20 protein-coding genes and 2 pseudogenes are annotated in these 23,694 nt (G+C 74.2%); 12 read left to right on the top strand and 10 right to left on the bottom strand.

Annotated features, from left to right (window positions below; translation table 11 throughout):
* The first annotated feature begins 45 nt into the window (after window positions 1-45).
* Complete coding sequence (gene fxsA, locus ACZ6AA_RS21645; protein WP_468453393.1) at window positions 46-639, top strand: FxsA family membrane protein; 594 nt, start codon at window positions 46-48, stop codon at window positions 637-639.
* 308 nt (window positions 640-947) lie between these two features.
* Here fxsA and ACZ6AA_RS21640 read toward each other — a convergent pair whose 3' ends face one another.
* The 3 genes from ACZ6AA_RS21640 to yczE form a co-directional block, all read right to left on the bottom strand.
* Window positions 948-1,322: an RNA polymerase-binding protein RbpA gene (locus tag ACZ6AA_RS21640; protein ID WP_030360404.1), complete on the bottom strand. Its 375-nt coding sequence runs from the start codon at window positions 1,320-1,322 to the stop codon at window positions 948-950.
* Window positions 1,323-1,871: 549 nt separating this feature from the next.
* Complete coding sequence (locus ACZ6AA_RS21635; protein ID WP_468453395.1) at window positions 1,872-2,639, bottom strand: glycerophosphodiester phosphodiesterase; 768 nt, start codon at window positions 2,637-2,639, stop codon at window positions 1,872-1,874.
* Complete coding sequence (gene yczE / locus ACZ6AA_RS21630; protein WP_468483924.1) at window positions 2,636-3,325, bottom strand: membrane protein YczE; 690 nt, start codon at window positions 3,323-3,325, stop codon at window positions 2,636-2,638. The genes ACZ6AA_RS21635 and yczE overlap by 4 nt, the downstream gene beginning before the upstream one ends.
* 97 nt (window positions 3,326-3,422) lie before the next feature.
* On the opposite strand from yczE, the gene ACZ6AA_RS21625 reads away from it, so the two are divergent.
* Window positions 3,423-4,928 (top strand): SCO1417 family PLP biosynthesis transcription factor, encoded by a 1,506-nt coding sequence (locus ACZ6AA_RS21625; RefSeq protein WP_468453399.1) that lies wholly within the window; start codon window positions 3,423-3,425, stop codon window positions 4,926-4,928.
* Window positions 4,929-4,949: 21 nt separating this feature from the next.
* Here the strand turns inward: ACZ6AA_RS21625 and ACZ6AA_RS21620 are convergent, their stop codons facing one another.
* Window positions 4,950-6,521, bottom strand: coding sequence for a P-loop NTPase family protein (locus ACZ6AA_RS21620; RefSeq protein WP_468453401.1), 1,572 nt, complete (start codon window positions 6,519-6,521; stop codon window positions 4,950-4,952).
* Between the two features lie 46 nt (window positions 6,522-6,567).
* On the bottom strand, window positions 6,568-6,762 hold the full coding sequence (locus ACZ6AA_RS21615; protein ID WP_030360399.1) for a hypothetical protein: 195 nt from the start codon (window positions 6,760-6,762) through the stop codon (window positions 6,568-6,570).
* A 360-nt stretch (window positions 6,763-7,122) separates the two neighbouring features.
* On the opposite strand from ACZ6AA_RS21615, the gene ACZ6AA_RS21610 reads away from it, so the two are divergent.
* The 5 genes and pseudogenes from ACZ6AA_RS21610 to ACZ6AA_RS21590 all read left to right on the top strand — a co-directional run bounded on the left by ACZ6AA_RS21610 (window position 7,123) and on the right by ACZ6AA_RS21590 (window position 13,340).
* A complete protein-coding gene (locus ACZ6AA_RS21610) occupies window positions 7,123-7,542 on the top strand; it encodes an ankyrin repeat domain-containing protein (RefSeq protein WP_468453403.1) in 420 nt (139 codons plus the stop codon).
* Window positions 7,543-7,843: 301 nt separating this feature from the next.
* Entirely contained in the window at window positions 7,844-9,262 is a 1,419-nt protein-coding gene (locus tag ACZ6AA_RS21605) for a HEAT repeat domain-containing protein (protein ID WP_468483925.1), read from the top strand.
* 429 nt (window positions 9,263-9,691) lie between these two features.
* Window positions 9,692-10,822 (top strand): glycosyltransferase family 4 protein, encoded by a 1,131-nt coding sequence (locus ACZ6AA_RS21600; protein WP_471459498.1) that lies wholly within the window; start codon window positions 9,692-9,694, stop codon window positions 10,820-10,822.
* 14 nt (window positions 10,823-10,836) lie between these two features.
* Window positions 10,837-11,985: pseudogene (locus ACZ6AA_RS21595) on the top strand (glycosyltransferase); the annotation flags it as partial.
* Window positions 11,986-12,482: 497 nt separating this feature from the next.
* Window positions 12,483-13,340 (top strand): SGNH/GDSL hydrolase family protein, encoded by an 858-nt coding sequence (locus ACZ6AA_RS21590; RefSeq protein WP_468483926.1) that lies wholly within the window; start codon window positions 12,483-12,485, stop codon window positions 13,338-13,340.
* 107 nt (window positions 13,341-13,447) lie between these two features.
* Here the strand turns inward: ACZ6AA_RS21590 and ACZ6AA_RS21585 are convergent, their stop codons facing one another.
* The 5 genes from ACZ6AA_RS21585 to ACZ6AA_RS21565 all read right to left on the bottom strand — a co-directional run bounded on the left by ACZ6AA_RS21585 (window position 13,448) and on the right by ACZ6AA_RS21565 (window position 18,020).
* Complete coding sequence (locus ACZ6AA_RS21585; protein WP_471459495.1) at window positions 13,448-14,335, bottom strand: 5-oxoprolinase subunit C family protein; 888 nt, start codon at window positions 14,333-14,335, stop codon at window positions 13,448-13,450.
* Window positions 14,332-14,964, bottom strand: a complete 633-nt coding sequence (locus tag ACZ6AA_RS21580) for a 5-oxoprolinase subunit B family protein (RefSeq protein WP_468453514.1) — start codon at window positions 14,962-14,964, stop codon at window positions 14,332-14,334. Before ACZ6AA_RS21580 ends, ACZ6AA_RS21585 begins: the two co-directional genes overlap by 4 nt.
* Window positions 14,965-15,059: 95 nt before the next feature.
* Window positions 15,060-15,824, bottom strand: coding sequence for a LamB/YcsF family protein (locus ACZ6AA_RS21575; protein ID WP_471459493.1), 765 nt, complete (start codon window positions 15,822-15,824; stop codon window positions 15,060-15,062).
* A 115-nt stretch (window positions 15,825-15,939) separates the two neighbouring features.
* Window positions 15,940-16,722, bottom strand: coding sequence for a putative hydro-lyase (locus ACZ6AA_RS21570; RefSeq protein ID WP_468483928.1), 783 nt, complete (start codon window positions 16,720-16,722; stop codon window positions 15,940-15,942).
* Window positions 16,719-18,020, bottom strand: coding sequence for an MFS transporter (locus tag ACZ6AA_RS21565; RefSeq protein ID WP_468483929.1), 1,302 nt, complete (start codon window positions 18,018-18,020; stop codon window positions 16,719-16,721). Before ACZ6AA_RS21565 ends, ACZ6AA_RS21570 begins: the two co-directional genes overlap by 4 nt.
* Before the next feature lie 211 nt (window positions 18,021-18,231).
* Between ACZ6AA_RS21565 and ACZ6AA_RS21560 the strand changes: the two genes are divergently transcribed.
* From ACZ6AA_RS21560 to ACZ6AA_RS21540, 5 genes and pseudogenes are all read left to right on the top strand, one after another.
* Complete coding sequence (locus ACZ6AA_RS21560; RefSeq protein WP_468453419.1) at window positions 18,232-18,936, top strand: GntR family transcriptional regulator; 705 nt, start codon at window positions 18,232-18,234, stop codon at window positions 18,934-18,936.
* A 148-nt stretch (window positions 18,937-19,084) separates the two neighbouring features.
* Window positions 19,085-20,611 carry a hypothetical protein gene (locus ACZ6AA_RS21555; protein WP_468453421.1) on the top strand — a complete coding sequence of 509 codons (1,527 nt, stop codon included), beginning with the start codon at window positions 19,085-19,087 and terminating at the stop codon, window positions 20,609-20,611.
* The gene (locus ACZ6AA_RS21550) at window positions 20,611-20,745 is read left to right on the top strand and encodes a hypothetical protein (protein ID WP_468453423.1); all 135 of its coding nucleotides are present in this window, start codon (window positions 20,611-20,613) and stop codon (window positions 20,743-20,745) included. The genes ACZ6AA_RS21555 and ACZ6AA_RS21550 overlap by 1 nt, the downstream gene beginning before the upstream one ends.
* The gene (locus tag ACZ6AA_RS21545) at window positions 20,742-21,644 is read left to right on the top strand and encodes a hypothetical protein (RefSeq protein ID WP_468483931.1); all 903 of its coding nucleotides are present in this window, start codon (window positions 20,742-20,744) and stop codon (window positions 21,642-21,644) included. Before ACZ6AA_RS21550 ends, ACZ6AA_RS21545 begins: the two co-directional genes overlap by 4 nt.
* A 100-nt stretch (window positions 21,645-21,744) precedes the next feature.
* Window positions 21,745-23,694: pseudogene (locus ACZ6AA_RS21540) on the top strand (hypothetical protein); the annotation flags it as partial.

Below are 23,694 nucleotides of genomic sequence, written 5' to 3'. Positions count from 1 at the left end.
CACCCCCTTATGCCGGTCTGAGCCGCGCCCAGGCACACTGGGAGCATGACGACTGGCGCACCGCCTCCCACCCAGCCCGCCCGGCCCCGGCGCTCGCGCGTCCTCAGGTTCCTGCCGCTCGGACTCGCCGCCTGGCTGGTCCTGGAGATCTGGCTGCTGACCGTCGTCGCCGGAGCCACCAGCGGGCTCACTGTCTTCCTGCTCCTCGTGGGCGGCCTGGTGCTCGGCTCCTTCGTCATCAAGCGGGCCGGGCGGCGCGCCTTCAAGAACCTCAGCGAGGCGGTGCAACAGCAGCAGCGGGGGGTTGCGGCCGCGCCCGACTCCGGGGGCGGCAGTGCCCTCACGATGCTCGGCGGTCTCTTCCTGATCCTGCCCGGTCTGATCTCCGACGCCGTCGGGCTGCTGCTGCTCGTGCCGCCGTTGCAGAAGGTTCTCAGCCGGAGTGCCGAGCGGGCCTTCGAGCGCAAGGTGCGGGCGGCTGCGGCCGCGGCGCCCGGGGGGTTGGGGGACGCCTTCCAGCAGGCTCGGATGCAGCACCCTGACGGGAAGGTGGTCCAGGGTGAGGTGATCCGCGAGGACGGTCCCTCGGCGTCGCCCGGGCCGTCGCGGGGGCCGGAGGATCCGCAGCTGCCGCGCTGAGGCTTGGCCCTCGCGGGGCGCCCCGGTCCCGCCCCTTCTCCGAAACCGGGGGCTGCGCCCCCTGGACCCCGCTGATCGGCGCTTCGCGCCTCGTCCTCAAACGCCGGACGGGCTGGATATGTGCCGCAAGATCCAGCCCCTCCGGCGTTTGAGGAGCGGGGGTCTGGGGGCGGAGCCCCCAGTTTCGGGAAAGGGGCGGGCCTGGGGCGCCCCCGCGAGGGCACCACCCACCCGCACAAACGAGGGCGGGCCCGCTGCCGAAGCAGCGGGCCCGCCCTCGTCGTTACTCCGCTCCGCGGTCCGCGCGCTTACGCGGACTTGCGGCTGTCACGCGGATGCACCGCAATATTCATCGCACCGGACCTGAGAACCGCCAGGCGCTCCTCAAGGACCTCCTCGAGCTCTTCTCGAGTACGGCGCTCCATGAGCATGTCCCAGTGCGTACGCGCGGGCTTGCCCTTCTTCTCCTCAGGTCCGTCGCCGTCCACGAGAAGTGCCTGGGCCCCGCAGACCTTGCACTCCCACTCGGGCGGGATCTCCGCCTCCACCGAGAACGGCATCTCGAATCGATGTCCGTTCTGGCATGCGTACTCCACGGCCTGGCGCGGGGCCAGGTCGATGCCGCGGTCGGTCTCGTAGCTGGTCACCACGAGGCGCGTGCCGCGAAGAGCTCGCTCACTCATGAATCGTGCCTCCCGGGCTTGTCGCCCACAGGACAGGTGTCGCTGTCGTCGTCATCCGGTCAACGTCCGGTCGGCGGTAAAGATTCCCGTTCAGGGTCATGCGTCGCCGTCGTATGCCGCCCCTTGTTGTACCCACCAGCGCCCGGTTTGTCACATCTGGCAGCAGATGTCACCCAGCGTTTCTGAATCCTCAGCGCGCAGTAACGGTCCGCCTGGCAGGCCAAACGCGTACACTACCGGCCTTCGCCGCTCGGTGCTAAATCCGGCCGGGTCCGAAACGGCCCGCGTCGCGCGCCGTGCGCCGTACCGGAACCCGCGCGAGCGGCCCGCGGCCGAGCGCGAAAGGGACTGTGAGCGGCGGGATCGTGCCCCGGTACGCCCCTGTGAGCTGGTACGTCAGTCCGAAAGGCGGGCGCCCGAGCCGTGCCGTGCCCCGGTCGCCGAACTCGTACGTGGAAGCATCCGGCGGCACTCGGCTTCTTTTCCGTTTCTTTCCTCTTCTTGCCCCTGCGTGGTCCGCGGCACCCGATACGGGAGACCGCCAGGGCCTCAGACCCAGGTGCCCCGGGCCTCCAGCACGTCGCGCAGGGTCTCGATGTGGTCCGTCATGATGCCGTCGACGCCCAGGTCGAGCAGGGCGTGCATGCGGTCGGCGTCGTTGATCGTCCACACATGGACCTGGAGCCCGCGCGCGTGGGCGGTGCGGACGAAGCGGTGGTCGACCACCCGGACCCCCGACTGCGCCTCCGGCACCTGGGCGCACACCGCCGAGACCCGCGGCGTCGTCGGCACCCCCAGGGAGCGCAGCCGCAGCCCGAGGACGCCGCGCGTGCCGAACGACGTGGCCAGGCGCGGCCCCGCCAGGCGCTGGGCGCGCGCGACACGGCCCTCCGAGAAGGAGCCGACGCACACCCGGTCCCAGGTGCGGGTGCGCTCGATCAGTTCCAGGAGCGGCAGGAGGGCGGACTCCGCTTTGACGTCCACGTTCCAGCGCACCTCGGGGAAGGCCGCCAGCATCTCCTCGAAGAGGGGGACCTGCTCGGTGCCCGCCACGCGCGCCTGGCTCACCTCGCTCCAGGGGAGGTCCGCGATCCGGCCCGACGCGTCCGTGACCCGGTCCAGCGTCGCGTCGTGGAACGCGGCCAGCTTGCCGTCCGCCGTGGCGTGCACATCGGTCTCGATGTAGCGGTAGCCCGCGTCCACTGCGCGGCGGAACGCGGCCGCGGTGTTCTCCAGGCCGTCGGCCGCGCCGCCGCGGTGGGCGAACGCGAGCGGGCCGGGGTGGTCGAGGTAGGGGTGGCGTACGCGCGTGGTCACCGTTGCAGTATCGCCTGCTCCGATGGCTCTCCGGAGGCCACGACGCGGCCCGCGGTGGACGCGGGGACGGCGAAGAAGCGCAGGAAGAACTGGGCGAGCGGGCCGATGCACAGGGCGTAGAGGACCGTCCCCACGCCCACGGTGCCGCCGAGCACGAAGCCGGTGACGACGACCGCCACCTCCACGAGGGTCCGCATCTGGCGGATCGAGCGCCCGGTGCGCTCGTTGAGACCCGTCATCAGGCCGTCGCGCGGTCCGGGACCGAACTTGGCCGCGATGTAGAGACCCGTCGCCACGCCGTTGAGCACGATCCCCGCCACCAGGAGCGGTATGCGGATGCCCAGGGCGTGCGCGTCCGGCACGAGGGCCAGGGTGCCGTCCATCGCCAGGCCGACGACGAAGACGTTCGAGACCGTCCCGAGGCCGGGGCGCTGGCGCAGCGGGATCCACAGGAGCAGCACGGCGGCGCCCACGAAGATCGACACGACGCCGATCGACATCCCGGTGCGCTCGGCGATGCCCTGGTGCAGCACGTTCCAGGGCTCCAGGCCGAGACCCGAGCGCACCAGGAGCGCGGAGCTGGCCCCGTACAGGGCGAGACCGACGTACAGCTGGCACAGCCGCCGTGCGAGGTGGCGCCCGCCGTGCGATCCCGTAGTGGGCCGACCTGATTTCGCCCTGGACAAGAGAAGCCCCCGTGGTGGTAGTGGCCTGACGCATGACACTCTGTGGCTTGGTGACGGACGCCAACCATGGCCAATTCGATGAAGGTGGACTGGGATCATGCCTCAGTGGACATCAGCGGTGGGCTCGACCCAGCTCGCCCGGCTGCTCACCTCCCAGCAGGCGCGGCCCGCGGGCCCCGGCACCCGCCGCCCGCCCGCCTATCGCGCCCTTGCCGACGGTATCCGCCTCCTCGTCCTGGAGGGACGCGTTCCCGTGGCCGCCCGCCTGCCCGCCGAGCGCGAGCTGGCCGTCGCGCTCGCCGTCAGCCGGACGACCGTCGCCGCCGCCTACGAGGCGCTGCGCACCGAGGGCTTCCTGGAGTCCCGCAGGGGAGCGGGCAGTTGGACGGCGGTCCCGGCCGGGAACCCGCTGCCCGCGCGCGGCCTCGAACCGCTGCCCCCGGAAGCGCTCGGCTCCATGATCGACCTCGGCTGCGCGGCCCTGCCCGCGCCCGAGCCCTGGCTCACCCGCTCCGTGCAGGGCGCGCTCGAAGAGCTTCCGCCCTACGCCCACACCCACGGCGACTACCCGGCCGGACTGCCCGCACTGCGCGCCATGCTCGCCGAGCGCTACACCGCGCGCGGCATACCGACCATGCCGGAACAGATCATGGTCACCACCGGCGCCATGGGCGCCATCGACGCGATCTGTCACCTCTTCGCGGGCCGCGGCGAGCGCATCGCCGTGGAGTCGCCCAGCTACGCCAACATCCTCCAGCTGATGCGCGAGGCGGGCGCGCGCCTGGTGCCCGTGGCGATGGCCGAGGGGCTCGGCGGCTGGGACATGGACCGCTGGCGCCAGGTCCTGCGCGACGCCGCGCCCCGGCTCGCGTACGTCGTCGCCGACTTCCACAACCCGACCGGCGCGCTCGCCGACGAGGACCAGCGCCGCCGCCTGGTCGACGCCGCCCGGCACGCGGGCACGGTCCTGGTCGTCGACGAGACCATGAGCGAACTCCGACTCGACGACGGTCTCGACATGCCGCGCCCCGTCTGCGGGTTCGACCCCGCGGGCTCCACCGTCATCACCGTCGGCTCGGCGAGCAAGGCCTTCTGGGCGGGCATGCGCATCGGCTGGGTGCGCGCCGCGCCCGACGTGATCCGCAGCCTGGTCGCCGCGCGCGCGTACGCCGACCTCGGCACCCCCGTCCTGGAGCAGCTGGCCCTCAACTGGCTGCTCAGTACCGGGGGCTGGCAGCAGGCCGTGGACGTGCGCAGGGAGCAGGCCCGCGACAACCGCGACGCGCTGGTCGCCGCCGTGCGCCGCGAGCTGCCCGGCTGGGAGTTCGAAGTGCCGCACGGCGGGCTCACGTTGTGGGTGCGCACCGGCGGGCTCTCCGGCTCGCGCATCGCCGAGGTCGGCGAACGCGTGGGCGTGCGCGTGCCGTCGGGCCCCCGCTTCGGCGTGGACGGCGCCTTCGAGGGCTACGTACGCCTGCCGTTCACCGTGGGCGGGGCCGTCGCCGAGGAGGCCGCGGTGCGCCTCGCCGCGGCTGCCCGGCTGGTGGAGTCGGGGACGGGCGCCGGGTCCGGGGCTGAGGGGCCGCACACGTTCGTGGCGTGAGGGCCCCTCCGCCCGGCGTGCTCAGCCCTCGGCGACGGCGGGGGCCAGCGCCGCGTCCGCCGGTGTCGTGCGGGCGGGAAGCAGGTCGAGGACGGCCCGCCGGTGCGCGTCGCTCGTGGCGTCGTCGTACGGGTCGGGGGTCGCCGGGACCTGGAGGCGGTGCACAGGACCGGTGCCGAGGCGGGCATAGCCGCGCCCGGGGGGCATGTCCGCCGTGGGGGTCGTGTGCGGCCGCGCGCCCAGGACCTCCTCGACCTGGCCGGGCGTGGCCGGACCGAGCACCACGCGCGCGCGGGTGTGCTGGCACACGGCGTCGGTGAGGGCGTCCGCGCTGTCGAGCTGGTCGGCCACGACGACGGTGACGCCCGCGGCGCGCCCGTGCCGCAGCGGCACCTGGAGCAGCGTCTGCGGATCGCGGTGGCCGTCGGCGGCGGCCAGGTGGCCGAGGGTGCTGGGGCGGTCGAGCAGGATCCACAGAGGTCGTTTGATGTCGTCCGGCGGGGGGTGGCCCGCCTGCCGGGCGCGGTTCGCGGCGATGAGCCGCCGCTCCGTCTCGTGCGCCGCCCACTCCAGGCTGGCGAGCGCCCCGGCGAGCCCGCACTCGACGGCGAGGACGCCGTCGCGCCCCGTCAGGCACGCGAAGTCGCCGGTGCCGCTGCCCTCGATGATGACGACGTCGCCGTACTGGAGCGCCTGCAGGGCCACCGAGCGCAGCAGCGTGGTGGTGCCGCTGCCGGGGTGGCCGAGGACCAGCAGATGGGGCTCGGTGGAGCGGCCGCCGGTGCGCCACACGACGGGCGGCACGTCGCGCTGCTCGTCGCCGTCGGCCACGGGCAGGGTGCGCTGCACGGCGGACGGGTCGGTGAAGCCGAGCACGGTCTCGCCGGGGGCGGTGACGAAGCGCTGGGCCGCGATGTCGGTGGGCAGCGGCGGCAGCACGGTCACGGTGAGGGTGTTGCCCTCCTCGTCCCAGGTGAAGTGGTACTCCCGGCCGCGCCCCGACTTGGCGTGCAGCAACTGCTCGATGCGCGCGCGGGATTCGGCCTCGCCGTCGGTGAAGTACGCGGGATAGCGCAGCACCAGACGGGAGACGCGGCCGTCGTCGTCGAACGTGTAGTCGCTGAAGGCCTTGTCCCACTCGCCGCCGTGCGCGAACAGCGGGCTCGGGTCGTCGGGGACGGAGAAGTACGGCACGAGTGCTTCGTAGAGCGACTGCAACCGCTGGACCTGGGCGTCGTCCGGGCCGGAGGGGGCCGGCGCGGTGCGCTCACGGCCGGTCCAGGCGGCGGCCGCCATCAGGCTGATGGCGGCGAGCAGCGGACCGTAGGGAATGAGCGCCACGACGAGGACCACGGAGGCCACCAGGAACAGCAGGGGGCCCCGGCGGTCCTTGGGGGTCTCGGACCACTTGCGCCGCCCGGCTCCGGCGAGGCGGCGCAGCCCGCGCGTGATCGTGATCAGCGGGTGGAGGACGTCGGTGGCACTGTCGGCGGCCGACCGGGCGAGTTCGCGACTGCGCGCGATGTGCTCCCGGCTCCGGGCGATCTGGGCGGTGCCGTTGCTCAGGATGCGGGGGAGAGGGCGCCGAGCCACGTCGTTCTCCTGGGGGTGGTGGTGAGCGGTGAACCGTCGGAAACCGTCAGAACTTGATGCCGCCGAGCAGGCTCGCGAGGCTCGCGCCGCCGGCCTTGATGCTCGGGGCGATGGCGGTGCCCGCGAGGTAGAAGCCGAAGAGCGCGCACACCAGCGCGTGGGAGGCCTTCAGTCCGTCTTTGCGGAAGAAGAGGAAGACGATGACTCCGAGCAGCACGACGCCTGAGATGGACAGGATCATGAGGTTTCTCCTGGTCGATGGGGACAGTCACCATGAGTTCTTCCAGGCTCACAGCATGTATCCATACGATAAAGGGTGCAAATGGGGTAAATTTCCGATATTTACCTCGAACGGCGGCGGCCTGATGGGTCGACTGTGCACGTCGGAGGCGGTTTCGAAGCGAGCATCGGGGTGGGCGTCCGGGGGAGGACGTCACTCGACGTGATCTTTGCCGTGGACGCGGTCGGTCATGTGCCGTGACGGGCAGTACCCTGTCGATTCACTCGTACGGCTGCACGGCTGGGACACCGGGAACGATCCGGACCGGCCGCGCATTCGTTTCGGCCCTGTGCACGCGGAACACGAAAGGCGATCATCACTGTGAGCGATGAAGTCCCCGACACGGGGAACGCGGCCGTCCCCGACCCGGAGGTCGTGGCGCTGGCGGGCAAGATCTTCGACCTGGCCCGGGCCGGTGACACCGACGCGCTCGCCGCGTACGTCGACGCGGGCGTGTCCGCGAACCTCACCAACGACAGCGGCGACTCGCTCGTCATGCTCGCCGCCTACCACGGCCACGTGGCCACCGTCCGGGTCCTGATCGAGCGCGGCGCGGACGTCGGACGCGCCAACGACAAGGGGCAGACGCCGCTCGCGGGTGCCGTCTTCAAGGGCTCCGACGACGTGGTCCGGGCGCTGCTCGACGGGGGCGCCGATCCGGCCGCGGGCACGCCGTCGGCGATCGACACCGCGCGCATGTTCGAGAAGACCGAACTGCTCGCACTGTTCGGCGCCGCCTGAGCGGGTAGGCGGTCCGGCAGCACGGGGGCGCCGGAAATGTGGTCGCGGCGGGTTGAACCGCTGGGTCATCATGACGACGTGATTCACGGACGCGACGTCGGGGCAGGTGTTGCCGCAGCGCGCGGACCGTGAGCGGCCCGAAACCCCGGACATGGCGTCCGGGACCCTCCGGGTCACCGACGAGAGGCAGAGGAAGATGGTCTTCAGCAAGCAACAGACGTGGGGCGGCCCGACGTGTTGGCGCGCGGCCAGGTAGTGCGGATTCCCGGTTGCGTCGACGCTTGATGTGAGGCTGTTTCCCATGTTCGAACCGGTCATAGCGCCCAGCGGTACGCTGCTCGGCCTGCTGCAGCGGGGCCGCGGCGACGGCACCCTGCACGCACTCACCGCGCCTCGGTCCGAGGCGCTCTCCGCCCTCGACCACTGTGTGCTGCACGACCCGCGGCACGACTGGCAGGTGGAGAACCGCTCGCTGTACTACGCGCGGCTCTACCTCGATCTGAACGGCGGGCTCGGCGCGATCCAGCGCCATCTCTTCGACCCCGACGACACGCTCGACCCGGACGACTCACGCACCGGGCTCGCGCTGTCCGTCCTCGGCCACCTCGCCTCGTACGACAGGCTGGACGCCCTGCGCCTGCTGCGCAGCTACGCCGAGTACGGGGCGAACTGGGCCTGGGCCCTGGACGAGCTTGCCCTGCGCGACGACGACGCGGGCCTGCGCGCCCTCGCCGTTCCCGTGCTGGCCCGCTTCCCCTCCGACGCGGAGGGTGAGGCCGCCCTCACCGAGGCCGTGCGGGACGCCTTCGAGCCCCGGCCCTGGCGGCTGTGGGCGGAGGATCCTCGGCCCGAGATCGGCGGCCGCGTGCGCGCCGCCGCCGAGCGCGGCTCCTTCGACCGCTGGCAGCGCCAGCTCGCACCCGCGGGGCCACGCCCCGGCTGGAGCGTGCGGGCCGTGCTCGCCTGGGCCCAGGAAGGACTGGAGCGCGGCGCCGCACTGCATGTGCCTGCCGCCCGCTGCCTGACCGCCGTCGCCGGGCCCGAGGACCGCGCCGAGATCCTCGAGGCCGCCCGCCACGGCGCGGACGCCGAGCGCGGCACGGCCTTGTGCTACCTGGCCGACGCCAACGACCCCGGCGTACTCGACCTCCTGGAAGAAGCGGCGCAGAGCCCGTCGCGCGCCGTCGCCGACATCGCGGCCGAGACGTTCGAGCGGATGCGCTCCGTCGCCGCCGTCGAGCGGGCCCGGCAGTGGGCCGGACGCCCCGACGCGCTCGGCGCGGCCGCCGGCCGTGTGCTCGCCTGCAGAGGCGGCGCCCAGGACAGCCATCTGGTGCTCGCCGCGCTGCGCGAGGCGGTGCGCGGCGAAGGCCCGGACGCACCGACCCTGTGGCCGCTCGTCGACGGCGCGGGCCGCCTCGGCATCGGCTGCGCGGCGCCCGTCCTGCGCCATGTCTACCGCGAGACCGCCTCCTCCCACCTCAGAGGCCGCGCCGCCCGCGCGCTCGCCGCCACCGACCCCTCCTTCGCCGCGGGCTTCGCCGTCGAGTGCCTGTGGGACTGCGAGGAGTCCACCCGCGAAGTCGCCGCCCGCCACGCCGAGACCGGCGACGCCCGCGTGGTCAACCGCCTCCGCAGGCTCGCCGCGGATCCCGCCGAGGAGGACGACGTGCAGTCGGCGGTACGGAGCCGGATCGGGCCGGACGCGCCTGCCGTGTGAGGGTGGGGCGGCGGGGGGCTTCGTGGGCTTCATCCCTTTCGGGGAGCTTCCTCCCGGAGGGCTTCCTCCCTCGCCGCCGCCGGGCCTGGAGTCGGCCCTTCCGCGTCGCCGCCGCGCCTTGAGTCGGTCGTCCCGCGCCGCCGCGCGGCCTTGAGGCAGCCCTCCCGTGCCGCCCCACCCTCCCGTAGTACCCGCGCGCCGCGGGGGCGCCCCGCCCCCACGTACACGGAGGAGACCGGGCCCTCCCGCCGCACCCTCCACGCGCAGGAGCGCCACCGTTCCCCAGGGCGCGGCGGCCCCCGCGAAGTGCGGAACGCCCCGCCTGGGGCGAAATGGCGGCATTCCGTGGAGCGCAACGCTCATGGGACGTTCCTCGTCAGGAAAGATCCACGTTGACGTGGGCACGCCCCGTCTGACGACAACACGGGTATGCGTGTCGTCATCGTCACCGAATCCTTCCCGCCCGACATCAACGGCGTGTCGCACTGCGCCCTGCAGACCGCCCGGCAGCTCGTCGCGCGCGGTCACGAGCCCCTTGTCGTCGCCCCCGCCACCGCGGCAGGTGCCGACGCCGACGCCGACCCTCTGTCCCCGTGCCCCGTCGTGCGCGTACCCTCCCTGCCGCTCCCCGGATATCCGCAGGTCAGGGTCGCGTTGCCGAGTCGGCGGCTGGCGGCGGCGCTGAGCGCGCACCAGGCCGACCTGGTCCACCTGGCCAGCCCCTTCGTGCTCGGTGCGCGCGGCATGGCCGCGGCGACCCGCAAGCACCTGCCCACGGTCGCCGTCTACCAGACCGACCTCGGCGGCTACGCGCGCACGTACATGGGCCGGGGCGAGGCCACCGCCTGGCGGCGCATCCGCGCGGTGCACGCCGCCGCCGACCGCACCCTCGCGCCCTCCACCGCCGCCCTCACCGACCTGGTCGCGCACGGCGTGCCCCGGGTGCGGATGTGGCCGCGCGGCGTGGACACCGAGCGTTTCCGGCCGACGCTGCGCGACCCCGCCCTGCGCCGCGAACTCGCCCCCGACGGCGAACTGATCATCGGCTACGTCGGGCGGCTCGCCCCCGAGAAGCACGTCGAACTCCTGGCGCAGGTGTGCGGCCTCGACGGCGTCCGGGTCGTCGTCGTGGGCGACGGGCCGAGCACGGGCGCCCTGCGCACGGCGCTGCCCGGAGCCACGCTCCTCGGCCGCCGCACCGGCGGCGAACTCGCCCGGATCTTCGCCTCCTTGGACGTCTTCGTGCACACCGGGCCCCTGGAGACCTTCTGCCAGACCGTGCAGGAGGCCATGGCCAGCGGCGTTCCCGTGATCGCGCCCGCTGTGGGCGGACCGCTCGACCTGGTGGTCCCCGGGCGCACCGGGATCCTCGTCCCGCCCGGTGACGCCGCCGCCGTGCGGGACGCGGTGTGGGTGATGGCCGCCGATCCGGGGCTGCGGGCCGCGTACGGGGCCGCCGGACGCGCCGCCGTCCAGGGGCGGACCTGGGACGCCATCGGGGACCAGCTCATCGAGCACTACGAAGAAGTGCTCGCCGAACGCACGGTGGTGGCGGCATGAGCGCGGCCCTCGGCATGAACCCCCTCGCCGCGGCACGCACCGCGCGCACGGCAGGGCCGCTGCGCATCGTGCGCCTCGCCAACTTCGTCACGCCCTCGTCGGGCGGACTGCGCACCGCCCTGCGGGAACTGGGCCGCGGCTACCTGGCCGCGGGCCACGACCCCGTACTGATCGTCCCCGGAGAGCGCGCCGACACCGTCCGCACGGAGCAGGGACTCGTCATCACCGTGCCCGGGCCCGAGCTGCCCGGCACCGGCGGCTACCGCGTCATAGCCGACCGGCGGCGCCTCACCCGCCTCCTGGAACGCCTCGCCCCCGACCGCCTCGAAGTCTCCGACCGCACCACCCTGCGCTGGACCGGCGAGTGGGCGCGCCGCGCCCGCGTCCCGGCCGTGATGGTCTCCCACGAGGCGGCGGACGCCGTGATGCGCACCTGGGGGCTGCCGCCGGGCCTGGCGCGCCGCGCGGCCGACGCGCTCAACACCCGTACTGCGCACGCCTACGCGCGCGTGGTGTGCACCACGGCCTGGGCGGAGCGCGAGTTCGTACGCGTCGGGGCGGGCAATGTCGTACGCGCCCCCCTGGGCGTCGATCTGGCGGACCGCCACCCTGCGCTGTGGGACCGGCGGACGCGGGACCGCTACGCGCGCGGGGACGACGATGTGCTCCTGGTGCTGTGCTCCCGCCTCTCCGTGGAGAAGCGGCCCGGCATGGCGCTCGACACGCTGGAGACGCTGCGCGGGCGTGGTGTACCGGCCGTGCTCGTCGTCGCGGGCGACGGGCCGCTGCGTTCGCGGCTCGAACAGCGGGCGCGGGAGCGGCGGCTTCCGGTGACGTTCCTCGGCCATGTCGGGGACCGCACCGCGCTCGGCGCCCTCCAGGCCTCGGCCGACGTGTGCCTGGCCCCGGGCCCCTGCGAGACATTCGGCCTGGCCGCGCTCGAAGCGCTCGCCTGCGGCACCCCGGTCGTGGCCAGCGCCTCGTCCGCGCTGCCGGAGATCGTGGGCGGCGCGGGGGCGGCCGCCGCCGACACACCCCGCACCTTCGCCCACGCGGTACGGGCGGTCCTCGAACGCCCGGAGCACATCCGACGGGCGATGGCACGCGCGCGTGCGGAGTGCTTTGGGTGGGATGCGGCTGTGGGGGCGTTTTTGGCTGCGCATGGGGTGCAGGGAGTGCAGGGAGTGGATGGGGTGTGTGGGGTAGATGCGATGGATAGGTCGCATGCGGTGGGTGCGGGATATGGGGCGGATGCGGAGGATGGGATGGCTGGCAGGGATGGGGCTGGTGTGAGGGATGGGGCGGCCGCCAGGGACGGGGTGGATGTGAGGGATGAGGTGGCTGTCAAGAACAGGGCGGCTGTTGGGGATGGGGCGACTGCCAGGAGCGGGGCGGGTGTGGGGCATGGGGCGGTTGTCAGGAACGGGGCGGCTGTGAGGAGTGCGGTGGCTGTGGGGGGCGGGGTCGCTGCGGGGGACGGCTCGGGTGCGGCTGTCAGTCGCGGGCCTCGTTCCGACTCCGGGCAGGGCGGTGCGTGGGTGGCGGCCGCCGCGGCCGGGGACGGGGCACCGGCCGGGGACGCGGCACCGGCCGAGGGCGGGGTCCGGGCGCTGCGGCTCGTGGTGGGGCCCGGCGGCGTGCCGGACGGGGGCGCCGACGGATGAGTCGGGTGACGTTCGTAGCGCTCGGGGACTCGCTCACGCAGGGCGTCGGGGACCCCGTGGACGGCGCGTGGCGGGGCTGGGCGGCGCTGCTCGCCGCGGGCCTCGGCACGCCCCAACGGCCCGTGGAATTCCACAACCTGGCCGTCAGCGGCGCGCAGACCTGCGACGTGCACGGCTGCCAGACGCCCAGGGCGGTGGCCCTGCGGCCCGACATCGTGTCCGTCGTCGTCGGCGTCAACGACACCCTGCGCTGCACCTTCGACATCCGTGCCGTCGCCGCGCGCCTCGACGAGGTGTACGGCGCCGTCACGGCGGACGGCGCGGTGCTGCTCACCGCCTGCATGCCCGACCCCGGCGCCATGCTGGGCCTGCCCGGCGCGCTCGGCCGCCCGCTGGCCCGGCGGCAGCGCGCGGTCAACGCCGTCGTGCACGCCCTGTCCGAACGCCACGGCGCCGTCCACCTGCACGCCGCCGACGAGGAGTGGGTCGCCGACCGCGCCCTGTGGAGCGCGGACCGGCTGCACCCCGGGGAGCGCGGGCACCGGGTGTTCGCCGCCCGCTTCCACGCGCTGCTCGCCGCGCAGGGCCTGGCACCCGGGCCCGCCCCCGCCGTCGAGCCCGAACTGCCGCCGCCCGCCCCGTCGGCGAGCCTGCTGTGGCTGGCCACGGCCGGTACCGGATGGATCGCCCGGCGCTGCACCGATCTGCTGCCGCAGTTGCTCGGCCTCGCCGTGGAGGAGGTGCGGCACCAGGTGCGGGGCACGAGCGGCGGGCTCGACGTCCGGGACGCGCACGCCGCGGCGGCGGCACTCGCGGGGCTCGGGACCGCCGAGCGCCGGGTGGAGGCGGCGTAGCCCGTGGCGCACCGGCGTCTGATCCGTGGCGTACCGGCGTCTCACCTGCGGCGCACCCGCACCTCACCCCCGGCCCACAGGCGTCTGACCCACGCCGCACCGGCGTCTCACCTGCGGCGCACCCCCGGCCAGCCCCCCACCGCCACGAACCGCACCACCGTCCCCGGCACCGCCTGCGCCGCCGCCGCGAGGTCGCGTTCCCTGACGACGCCCACGACCGGGTAGCCGCCCGTCGTCGGATGGTCGGCGAGGAACACCACGGGCCTGCCGTCCGGCGGCACCTGGATCGCGCCCAGGACCATGCCCTCGCTGGGCAGTTCGCCGCTCACCGCGCGCTCCAGGGGCGGCCCGTCGGTGCGCAGGCCGATGCGGTTGCTCGCCGAGGACACGCGGTACGCGCGCGTGGTGAGCGTCCGCAGGGCGGTGGCCGTGAACCAGTCGGTGCGGGGTCCGGGTGCCACGCGCAGAATCAGCTCGCGTGGCGGCCCGGGCTGCGCAGCGGCGTCCACACGCGCGTGGGCGACGGGTGCGGCACCCAGTGGCAGCACCGCGCCGTCCGTCAGCGGGGGCGGGCCGAGTCCGGACAACAGGTCGGTGGAGCGGCTGCCGAGGACCGGCTCGACGGCCACGCCGCCACCAAGGGCGACGTAACCGCGTACTCCGGAGACAGCGGTACCCACCTCCAGGAGAGCACCGGCAGGAACCCGCACCGGCGCGCCCCAGGCCACCGCGCGCCCGTCGACCGTCACCGGGCAGTGCGCGCCGCCGACGGCGACCGTGACGTCGCAACGGGGCCGCAGCGCACAGCCGTTGAGGGTGGTCTCCAGGACGGCCGCGGCGGCCGGATTGCCGACGAGACGGTTCACCAGGGCGGCGGCGGGCCGGTCGAGGGCGCCGGAGCGCGGCACCCCGAGGTGGGCGTGCCCGGGACGGCCCTCGTCCTGCACCGTGGTGAGCGCCCCGGCCCGTACGACCGCGAAGGCCCGGTCGGTCATCGGCCCTCCGGCACGAACCGGACCCGCGCGCCCGGCGACAGGAGCGCCGCCGGTACGCGCGCGTGGTCCCACAGCACGGCGTCCGTCGACCCGATCAGCTGCCAGCCACCGGGCGAGGAGCGCGGGTACACGCCCGTGTACGGCCCGGCGAGGCCGACGGAGCCCGCGGGCACCGCCGTGCGCGGCGTCGCCCTGCGCGGCACGTCGGGCACCCCGTCGAGGCCCGTCAGATAGCCGAACCCGGGCGCGAACCCGCAGAAGGCGACGCGGAATTCGGCCGCCGAGTGGATCCGGGCCACGTCTCGCACCGGCACGTCCCACAGCGCCGCCACGTCGGCCAGGTCCGGGCCGTCGTACCGCACCGGGATCTCCAGGACGTCGTCCGCGCGCGCGGGCAGCGGCGGGATCTCCCAGGTGGGCAGGCGCGCGGCGAGTCGGAGCGGGGTGTCGGGCCCTTCGGGTCCGTCGAGGCCGTCCAGGAGCACCGTGCGGGCCGCGGGCACGATCTCGCGTACGACGAGGTCCCCGGCCGCGCGGCGGCGCAGCAGCTCGGCGTGCAGGGCCGCGGCGGCCGCTCCGTCGGCGAGTTCGACGAGCAGGGCGCGCTCGCCCATGGGCAGGACCTTCATGGGCGGCGTCGACGGCGGCATCATGGGTGTCGAGGGTGACATGAGTCGTGTCGGCGTCGGCGGTGATGCCGGTGCTTGTGCCGTCGGGCGGGTGCTCATGCGAACGCCTCCACCCGCACGCCCGCCGTTTCGAGGCGCGCTCTGACCTGCCGTGCGAGCTCCACCGCTCCGGGGGTGTCGCCGTGCAGGCACAGCGAGCGGGCCCGGACGTCGATGCGCCGCCCGCCGTGCGAGGTGACGGCGCCGAACCGGGCGATGCCGAGGGACCGTTCGACGACGGCGTCCGGCTCCGTGACGACGGCGCCGTCGGTGCCGCGCGGCACCAGCGTGCCCTCATCGGTGTACGCCCGGTCCGCGAACGCCTCCGTGACGACCGGGAGCCCGGCCTTCTCCGCCGCCTCCAGGAGACGAGATCCGGGAAGGCCGAGGACGGGCAGCCCGACGTCGGCGAGGAGCACGCCGTCCACGACGGCGGCCGCCTGCTCCCCGTCGTGCACCACGCGGTTGTACAGCGCGCCGTGCGGCTTCACGTACGCCACACCGGCGCCCGCCGCGCGCGCGAACACCTCCAGGGCGCCGATCTGGTACGCCACTTCGGCCGCGAGCTCGGCGGCCGGCACGTCCATCGCGCGCCGCCCGAACCCCGCGAGGTCGCGGTACGACACCTGGGCGCCGATCCGCACCCCCCGCTCCGCCGCGCGCTCGCACACGCGCCGCATGGTGGCCGCGTCGCCCGCATGGAAGCCGCAGGCCACATTTGCGCTGGTGACGACGGACAGCAGCTCCTCGTCGTCGGTGAGCCGCCACCGCCCGAAGCCCTCGCCGAGGTCGGCGTTGAGGTCGATCGAGGCCCAGGTCATGTGCGTATCGCTCCTGTGAATTCGGGTGCCCCGCGCGCGTGGCGGTGCGTTTCGTGCGCGGTGGGGTTCTCGGCCCCGCGCGCGTGGGGCGTGGTCCGCGCCGCGCCCGAGTCGGTCAGGCGACGCGGTACTGCTCGTCGCGCGCGTCGGTGATGAACATCCGGCCCGGCGCGTGCGTGATCGCGAACGGCGGTCGCGACGCCATCACGGCCGCCTGCGGTGTCACGCCGCACGCCCAGAACACCGGGATGTCGTCGGGCTCGGCGTCCACCGGATCGCCGAAGTCGGGCTCGGCGAGGTCGGCGATGCCGAGTCCGGCCGGGTCGCCGCAGTGCACCGGTGCGCCGTGCACCGCGGGCAGCACGGAGGTCTCCCGGATCGCCGCGGCCAGGTCGCGGGGCGGCACCGGGCGCATGGACACCACCAGGGGGCCGCGCAGCCGCCCTGCGGCACGGCACTGGCGGTCGGTGACGTACATCGCGACGTTGCGGCCCTGCGCGACATGGCGCAGCGGTACACCGGCCGCCGCGAGCGACCACTCGAAGGTGAAGCTGCAGCCGATGAGGAACGACACCAGGTCGTCGCGCCAGTGCCCGAGCACGTCGGTGGGCTCGTCGACCAGTTCACCGTCCTCCCACACGCGGTAGCGCGGCAGGTCCGTGCGCAGATCGGCCCCCGGGGCGAGCGGTGTGGACCAGGAACCCGCGTCGGTCACGTCGAGGACCGGGCAGGGTTTCGGGTTCCGCTGGCAGAACAGGAGCATGTCGTACGCCCAGTCGGCGGGGACGGACACCAGGTTCGCCTGGGTGTGCCCGGGCGCCCAGCCGGTCGTCGGCGCGCTGTGGCCCGCACGGAACGCCGAGCGTGCCTCTACGGGGTTCACGGCTTCGGGGTTCACAGCAGTTCCCTTCCGCGCGTCTCGGGCAGACCGAACAGGGCGATCACGGCGAGCGCGTAACCGAACGCTCCGAAGATGAGCGCTCCGCCGACGCCCCAGCTGTCCGCGAGGAAACCGACGGTCGTGGGGAACACGGCGCCCACCGCGCGGCCGGTGTTGTACGTGAAGCCCTGCCCCGTGCCGCGCACGGCGGCCGGGTACAGCTCGCTCAGGAAGGAACCGAAGCCGCTGAAGATCGCCGACATGCAGAAGCCCAGCGGGAAACCGAGCACCAGGAGAAGGCCGTTGGCGTCGTCCGGGATGTTCGTGTACGCCGCGATGCTGGCCGCGGACAGGAACGCGAACAACGCGATGTTGCGCTTGCGGCCCAGCTTGTCGGTGAGGTACCCGCCCGTCAGATAGCCGATGAAGGCACCGGAGATCAGGAACGTCAGGTACCCGCCCGTGCCGACGACCGTCAGGCCGCGGTCCTCCTTGAGGTACGTCGGCACCCACGTGGCGAGCGTGTAGTAGCCGCCCTGGACACCGGTGGACAGCAGCACCGCGAACAGGGTGATGCGCAGCAGCCCCGGCTTGAAGATCGCCGTGAACGAGCCCTTCTCCGTGCTCCGTTCGCGCTCGGCGGCAGCCTCGGGGGCGTCGTGCACATGGCGGCGTACGTAGATCACGAGCAGGGCGGGCAGCGCCCCGGTGAAGAACATGACGCGCCAGGCGATGTCGTCGTCCAGGAACTGGAAGACCAGGGTGTAGACGATCGCCGCGAGCCCCCAGCCGACGGCCCAGGCGCTCTGGATCGCGCCGAGCGTGCGGCCGCGGTTCTTGGCGGTCGCGTACTCGGCGACCAGGATCGCGCCGACCGCCCACTCGCCGCCGAAACCGAGCCCCTGGAGGGCACGGAAGACCAGCAGGGTCTCGTAGTTGGGCGCGAAGCCGCAGGCCACCGTGAACACCGCGTACGTGATCACGGTGATCATCAGCGCCTTCACCCGGCCGATGCGGTCCGCGACGACGCCCGCGACGGCGCCGCCCACCGCGGACACGACCAGCGTGACGGTCGTGAACAGACCCGTCTGGCCGCTGTTCAGGCCGAAGTAGGCCGAGAGCGCGACCATGCTGAGCGGCAGCGTGAAGTAGTCGTAGGAGTCGAGCGCGTACCCGCCGAAGGCACCGGTGAACGCGCGGCGGCCGCGCGGGCCGAGCGCGCGCAGCCAGCCGAACGCGCCGTCGTCGTCGGGTGGTTGATCCCCGCGCGGCTGGTCGTCCAGCTCTATCGCGGAAGGCGGGGGAGTCGTGCTCATGGGCACCTCACAGAGGAGTCGGCGGAGCTGGAGGGTGCTTCTGAGGAGCGGGGGTGTGCTGACCGGCGCGTGGCCGGTGCCCTCTGGGGACGGGGGCGGGGTGACGCCTGCCGGACAACGTAGAGGATTGTTCAACGATCCCTCAATACCCATGTTGTCTCGTTCTTGTATCTGCGGTTGAATCCGGGCATGGCTGAGGGGATGGCTGATCATGGCTGAACTGACCGGTCTCGCCGACGACCGCGCGCTCCTGGGACGCACCAGCACCGCGGAGCGCGTCGCGGACATCCTCCGGAGCCGCATCGCCGAGGGGTACTTCCCACCCGGCACCCGGTTGTCGGAGGACAGCATCGGCGGCGCGCTCGGCGTCTCCCGTAACACCCTCCGCGAGGCCTTCCGGCTGCTCACCCACGAGCGGCTGCTCGTCCACGAACTCAACCGCGGCGTCTTCGTGCGGGTCCTGACCGTCGAGGACGTCGAGGACATCTACCGCACCCGGCGCCTGGTGGAGTGTGCCGTCGTGCACGGCCTCGGCCGCCCGCCGTACGCCGTGGACGCGCTCGCCGGAGCCGTCGCCGAGGGCAGGTCGGCCGCGAGCCGCCGGGACTGGAACGGCGTCTCCACGGCCAACATCCACTTCCACCGTGAGCTCGTCGCGCTCGCCGGGAGCGCCCGCACCGACGAGCTGATGCGCAGCGTCTTCGCCGAACTGCGGCTCGCCTTCCACGTGGTGGACGACCCGCGCCGCCTCCACGAGCCCTACTTGGTGCGCAACCAGGAGATTCTGGACGCCCTGCGGGCGGGCCTCGGCCCGAAGGCCGAGCGACTGCTCGGGATCTACCTGGACGACTCGCTGCAGGGGCTCGTCGACACGTACGCGCGCCGGGTCGCGGCGGGTGGGGCCGGGCCGGGCTGAGGTCGCGGGACTCGCTCGTCGGCGGTGCGCGTCGAGGTCGTGGGGTGCGCCGGTCCGAGGGGCGGGCCGAGTCCCCGGGGCAGGTCGGGGCGGCGGGGCATCTGCGTCGTTTCGACCGTTGTCAGACCGAGGACCTAGTCTGTGCACCGTGACTTCGCCTGCCGTACCGGACTCCGTTCCGTCCCAGCTCAGCGCGGGGCCGCGGCCCGCACCGGGCCCGGCCGCCGACGAGGGCCTGGCACGGCGCCTGCGCGCGCTCGCGTGCACGGCCCCGCTGCACGACCTGGACGCCCGCAAGGCGAACCTCGCGGGGGAGTATTCGGTGTACGCGATGGCGGAGGTGGCCCTGTCCGCCATCGACCTCGTCACGCTGAACATGGACTTCGACACGGGCGCCGACCACGACCAGGTCGTCGCCCGGCTGCTGCCCCGCGTCGCCGCCCAGGCCCCGCGCCGCCCCACCGCCGAGCACGAGCGCGTCGCCCGCTGGGTCCTGGAGAACCTGATCAACGTGGGCAGCGTCGACCGCGGCTTCCGCGCGGTGTACGGCACCTTCGACCCGGACGGCACCTACGTCCGGCGGGACTACGACTTCAAACTGATCGAGGAGGTCCCCGGCTACGGCGGCGGTGTCTGCCTGCGCACCACCGACGAGGCCGTGAACGTCCTCGTCGGCGCCCTCGACACGGACGTCACCAGCGCCCAGATCGCCGCCGAGGTGAAGCTGGAGGTCCTGATCAGCCGCGGCCGCCTCGCCGACGCCCAGCTCGCCGCCGAACAGGCGCGGTACCGCACCGTGCAGTACTCGGAGACCCTCCGCAGGGCCCTCGACGCGACCCGGCGCAACGTCCGCGCGGTGGACTGGCTCCAGTCCGTGCCGGACATGATCGCCGAGGCCCTGGACCACGTGGCCGACCGGTACCGCCACGAGAACGCGATCCTGACGAACATCCGCAAGGCACGCGACGAGTCCGAGGACCCCGAGCACAAGCGCCGCGCCGCCGAGCTCGTCGACATCGTCAAGGACTGCATCCGCCGCCACACCCAGCTCCAGTCCCGGCTCCTCGAAGCGGGCCCCCTGTTCCGCGCCGAGCAGGACCGGCAGGCCTTCGCCACCCCCACCGCGCGCACAGGGCTCGACCTGTACGGCCAGTTGGTCGCCCCGATCCTGCCGCTCCCCGCCGAGCAGGCGATCCGGGTCACCGACGCCTTCTTCGCGCGCGGGACGGGCCTGCGCACGCCGGTGTCGGTGCGGGTCGGGGACCTCGTCGACATACTGCTCACGCCGCCGCAGGAGCGCGAGCACCTGGGCGCGGAGATGCCCGAGCCCGACCTCATCGCCACGCCCGACGACAGCCGCTTCAGCGAGGAGCAGCTGGCGAGCGCCATGGAACTGCTCGCGCTGCCGCCCGACGCGCCCCGCAGGCTCTCCGGGCTCCTCGCCGACGCCCGCCGCCGCGACCCCGAACTGCCCTACCTGGTCGCCCTCCTCGCCGTCCACGCCGCGAGCCCGCCGGTCGGCACGGCCTACCGCCAGGGCGAGCAGCAACTGCTGTTCGCCGTGGACGACGGCACCGACCTCGACGACCCGGAGTTCGGCGGCGCCGACCTCATCGTCGGCACGGCACTCCTCGACGCGGTGGGGATGGCGGCCGACCGGACGGAGGCGGCCTGATGACACCACCCACAAGGCGGCGCGCCGCCCTCGCCCCGGCCGCCCCCGGGGATGCGCGCACAGCCCCCGACGACGCGGGCCACGCCCCCGAACACGTACGACCGACCGACCGCACCAAGGAGCCCCAGCCGTGACCGATCACCCCGCAGAGCACGCCGCGTGGGGCGAGCCGGACGCCGCAGCGGCCCCGGCGGCGGCGACCGCGAGCGCCGCCGTCACCCCGGCCGACGCCGCCGACGCGGCCCGCCTCGTCGCGTTCGGACTCCAGCCCAAGCTCCAGCCCGCCCGCGACCAGGAGTACGGCGAACTGCTCCGCAGATACCGCGAGGACCCGCCCTTCGCCCGCCTCGCCGACGCCGTCGCGGCCGGGCTCGGCCTCGTCGTCCTCGAGGTGTCCCCGCGCGCGGGGATGGCGGTGACCGCCGCCGAGGACTCCGTGTTCGCCGTCCGCATGGGCGACTACGCACGCCGGGCGGCCGCCGACTCCACCGACCGCTTCCTGCACGGCCTTGCCCACCTCGCCGTCGCCGCCATGGCCTTCCCGCGCCCCGAGGACCTGGCCGACGACGGATACATCGGCCGCGTCACGGTCAACGGCGTCGACGCCTTCGTACGACAGGCCTGCCGCCGCCTTGAGGAGCGCGCCGAGGAGCAGGGCGAGAACACCGACCCGGCGTCGGACGCGCCGGGCCTGGAGTCCGCCTGGCGGATCTGGGCGCGCCGCAGCTCCACGGGCGCCACCAAGGACGCGCGCAGGCTCGCCGGTTCGACCACCGGCATCGTGGGCAAGGCCGCCGCGTTCCTCACCGACTCCGGGTTCCTCCAGCGCACCGGCGACGACTCCGGAGGGACCTACCGCACCACCGCGCGCTATCAGCTCCAGGTCCGCGACATGGCGGGCACCGCCGCCATGGCCGAGCTCCTGGAGCTCGGCGTCGTGCCCGTCACCGACGGCTCCGCGACGCTGCTGCCCCCCGACGACACCGACGACCTGGAGCTGGCGGCCGACGCCGGCCTGCCGTTCCACTCCTGATCCGCGCGGGACGGCATCCGGCCGCCCCGCCCGCGTCCACCGACGTTCCGCCACGTTCCGTTTCTTCGTCCCGCACGACTTACGACGAGAGTCCGCCGCCATGTACGAGCTGTCCCGGGTCCGCCTCTACTCCATCGGCCCCGCCGGTGCGCGCTACGCCGACACCGTGCTGGACCTGCGCGGCGTCGGTGACGTGGTGCCCGACCCCGCGCCCGCGCAGGCGGAGTTCTTCGAGGAGGAGCCCGTCGGCCCGCCGCGCCGCCCGGCGCCCGCCGGAGTGCTCTTCCTGGAGAACGGCGGCGGCAAGTCCGTCCTGCTCAAGCTGATCTTCTCGGTGATGCTGCCGGGCCACCGGAACACCCTGGGCGGCGCCAGCTCCGGAGTGCTGCGCAAGTTCCTCCTGGCCGACGACTGCGGACACGTCGCCCTGGAGTGGCAGCACACGCTCACCGGTGAGTGCGTCGTCGTCGGCAAGGTGAGCGAGTGGCGCGGACGGCAGGTCTCCAACGACCCGCGCAAGTTCGCGGAGGCCTGGTACTCCTTCCGCCCCGGCCCCGGACTCAGCCTGGACTCGCTGCCGGTAGCCGAGTCCACCGCCGTGCGGCCGTCCGCCGAGGGCGCGTCCGGCGCACAGGGGCGGCGGCGCACCATGAAGGGCTTCCGGGACGCCCTCATGGAGGCCACGAAGGCCTACCCGCACCTCGAAGTGCACTGGGAGGAGATCCACGACCGCTGGAACGAACACCTCGGGGACCTCGGCCTCGACCCCGAACTGTTCCGCTACCAGCGCGAGATGAACGCCGACGAGGGCGAGGCCGCCGGCCTCTTCGCCGTCAAGAAGGACTCCGACTTCACCGACCTGCTGCTGCGCGCCGTCACCGACACCCGGGACACGGACGGCCTCGCCGACCTGGTGCACGGCTTCGGCAACAAGCTGGGCCGCCGCGCCGAGCTGATCGCCGAGCGCGACTTCACCGCGGGCTCCGTGGACCTCCTCGGCCGCATCGTGGACGCCGCGGACACCCGGGCACGCGCGCGTGACGTGCACGCGGGCGCCGAACGCCGCACCCGCACCCTGGCCCGTCGCCTGTCGGCCCGCGCCGTCGAGGAGCGGGGCCGCGCCGCCGAACTGGCCGAGCAGGTCACCGCCGCCGCGCACACCGTCACGGCCGCCGAGCAGGCCCGCGGCCGCTCCGCGCTCATCGCCGCCGAACTCGCCTACCGGCACGCCTCCCTGGCCCTCACCGTCGCCGAGAAGGCCGCCGCCGCCCAGCGCCGCGAGCTGGCCGACGCCCGCACCCTGCACTCCGCCTGGCAGGCCGCCGAGGCCGTCCTGCGCCACCGCGCCGCCGCCGACCGCTCCGCGCGCGTCGCCGTCGCCATCCGCGAGGCCGAGCGGGACGCCGCCCCGGCCCTCGCCGCCCGCGCGAAGGCCGCAGCCGACCTCGTCCGCGCCCTGCACACCGCGGCCGAGGACGCCGAGTCCCACGCCAACGAGGAGGAGGAGCGCTCCGCCGCCCTCCAGGAGACCGGCGAGGCCTCGCACCGCGACGCCACCACCGCCGCGACCGAGGCGCAGCGCGCCCGCAGCGAGGCCGGGCACCTGCGCCAGCGCCTCACCGAGGTCGAGCAGGAGACCGCCGAGGCCGTCCGCGCGGGCTGGCTCGACGACAGCACACCCGACGCCGACCCGGCCCGCGCGGCGCTCGCCGCCAGCGACGCCGAGAAGACCGCGGTCGCCGCCTGGGACGAGGCCCGCGAGTCCGCACGCCGGGCCGCCGACCAGGCCAAGGAAGCCGCCGCTGTCGAAGCCCGCGCCGAGCTGACGGCGGCCCGCGCGGAGGACGCGGCGACGGCCGCCGAGCAGGCGCACGACGCGGAGAGCCGCACCGCCGACTCCCTCGCGCAGGACGAGCGCGTCGCCGAACTCCTGGGCCTGCCGGGCGGATCCGGCGGGAGCGGGCGCGGCGGGGGGGGGGGGGGGGGGGGGGGGGGGGGGGGGGGGGGGGGGGGGGGGGGGGGAGGGGGGGGGGGGTGGGGGGGGGGGGAA

It is taken from the genome of Streptomyces sp. NPDC040610 (genome assembly GCF_055594065.1).
The sequence above is the reverse complement of the archived record's forward strand: the minus strand, read 5'-3'. Positions and strand labels throughout refer to the sequence as shown.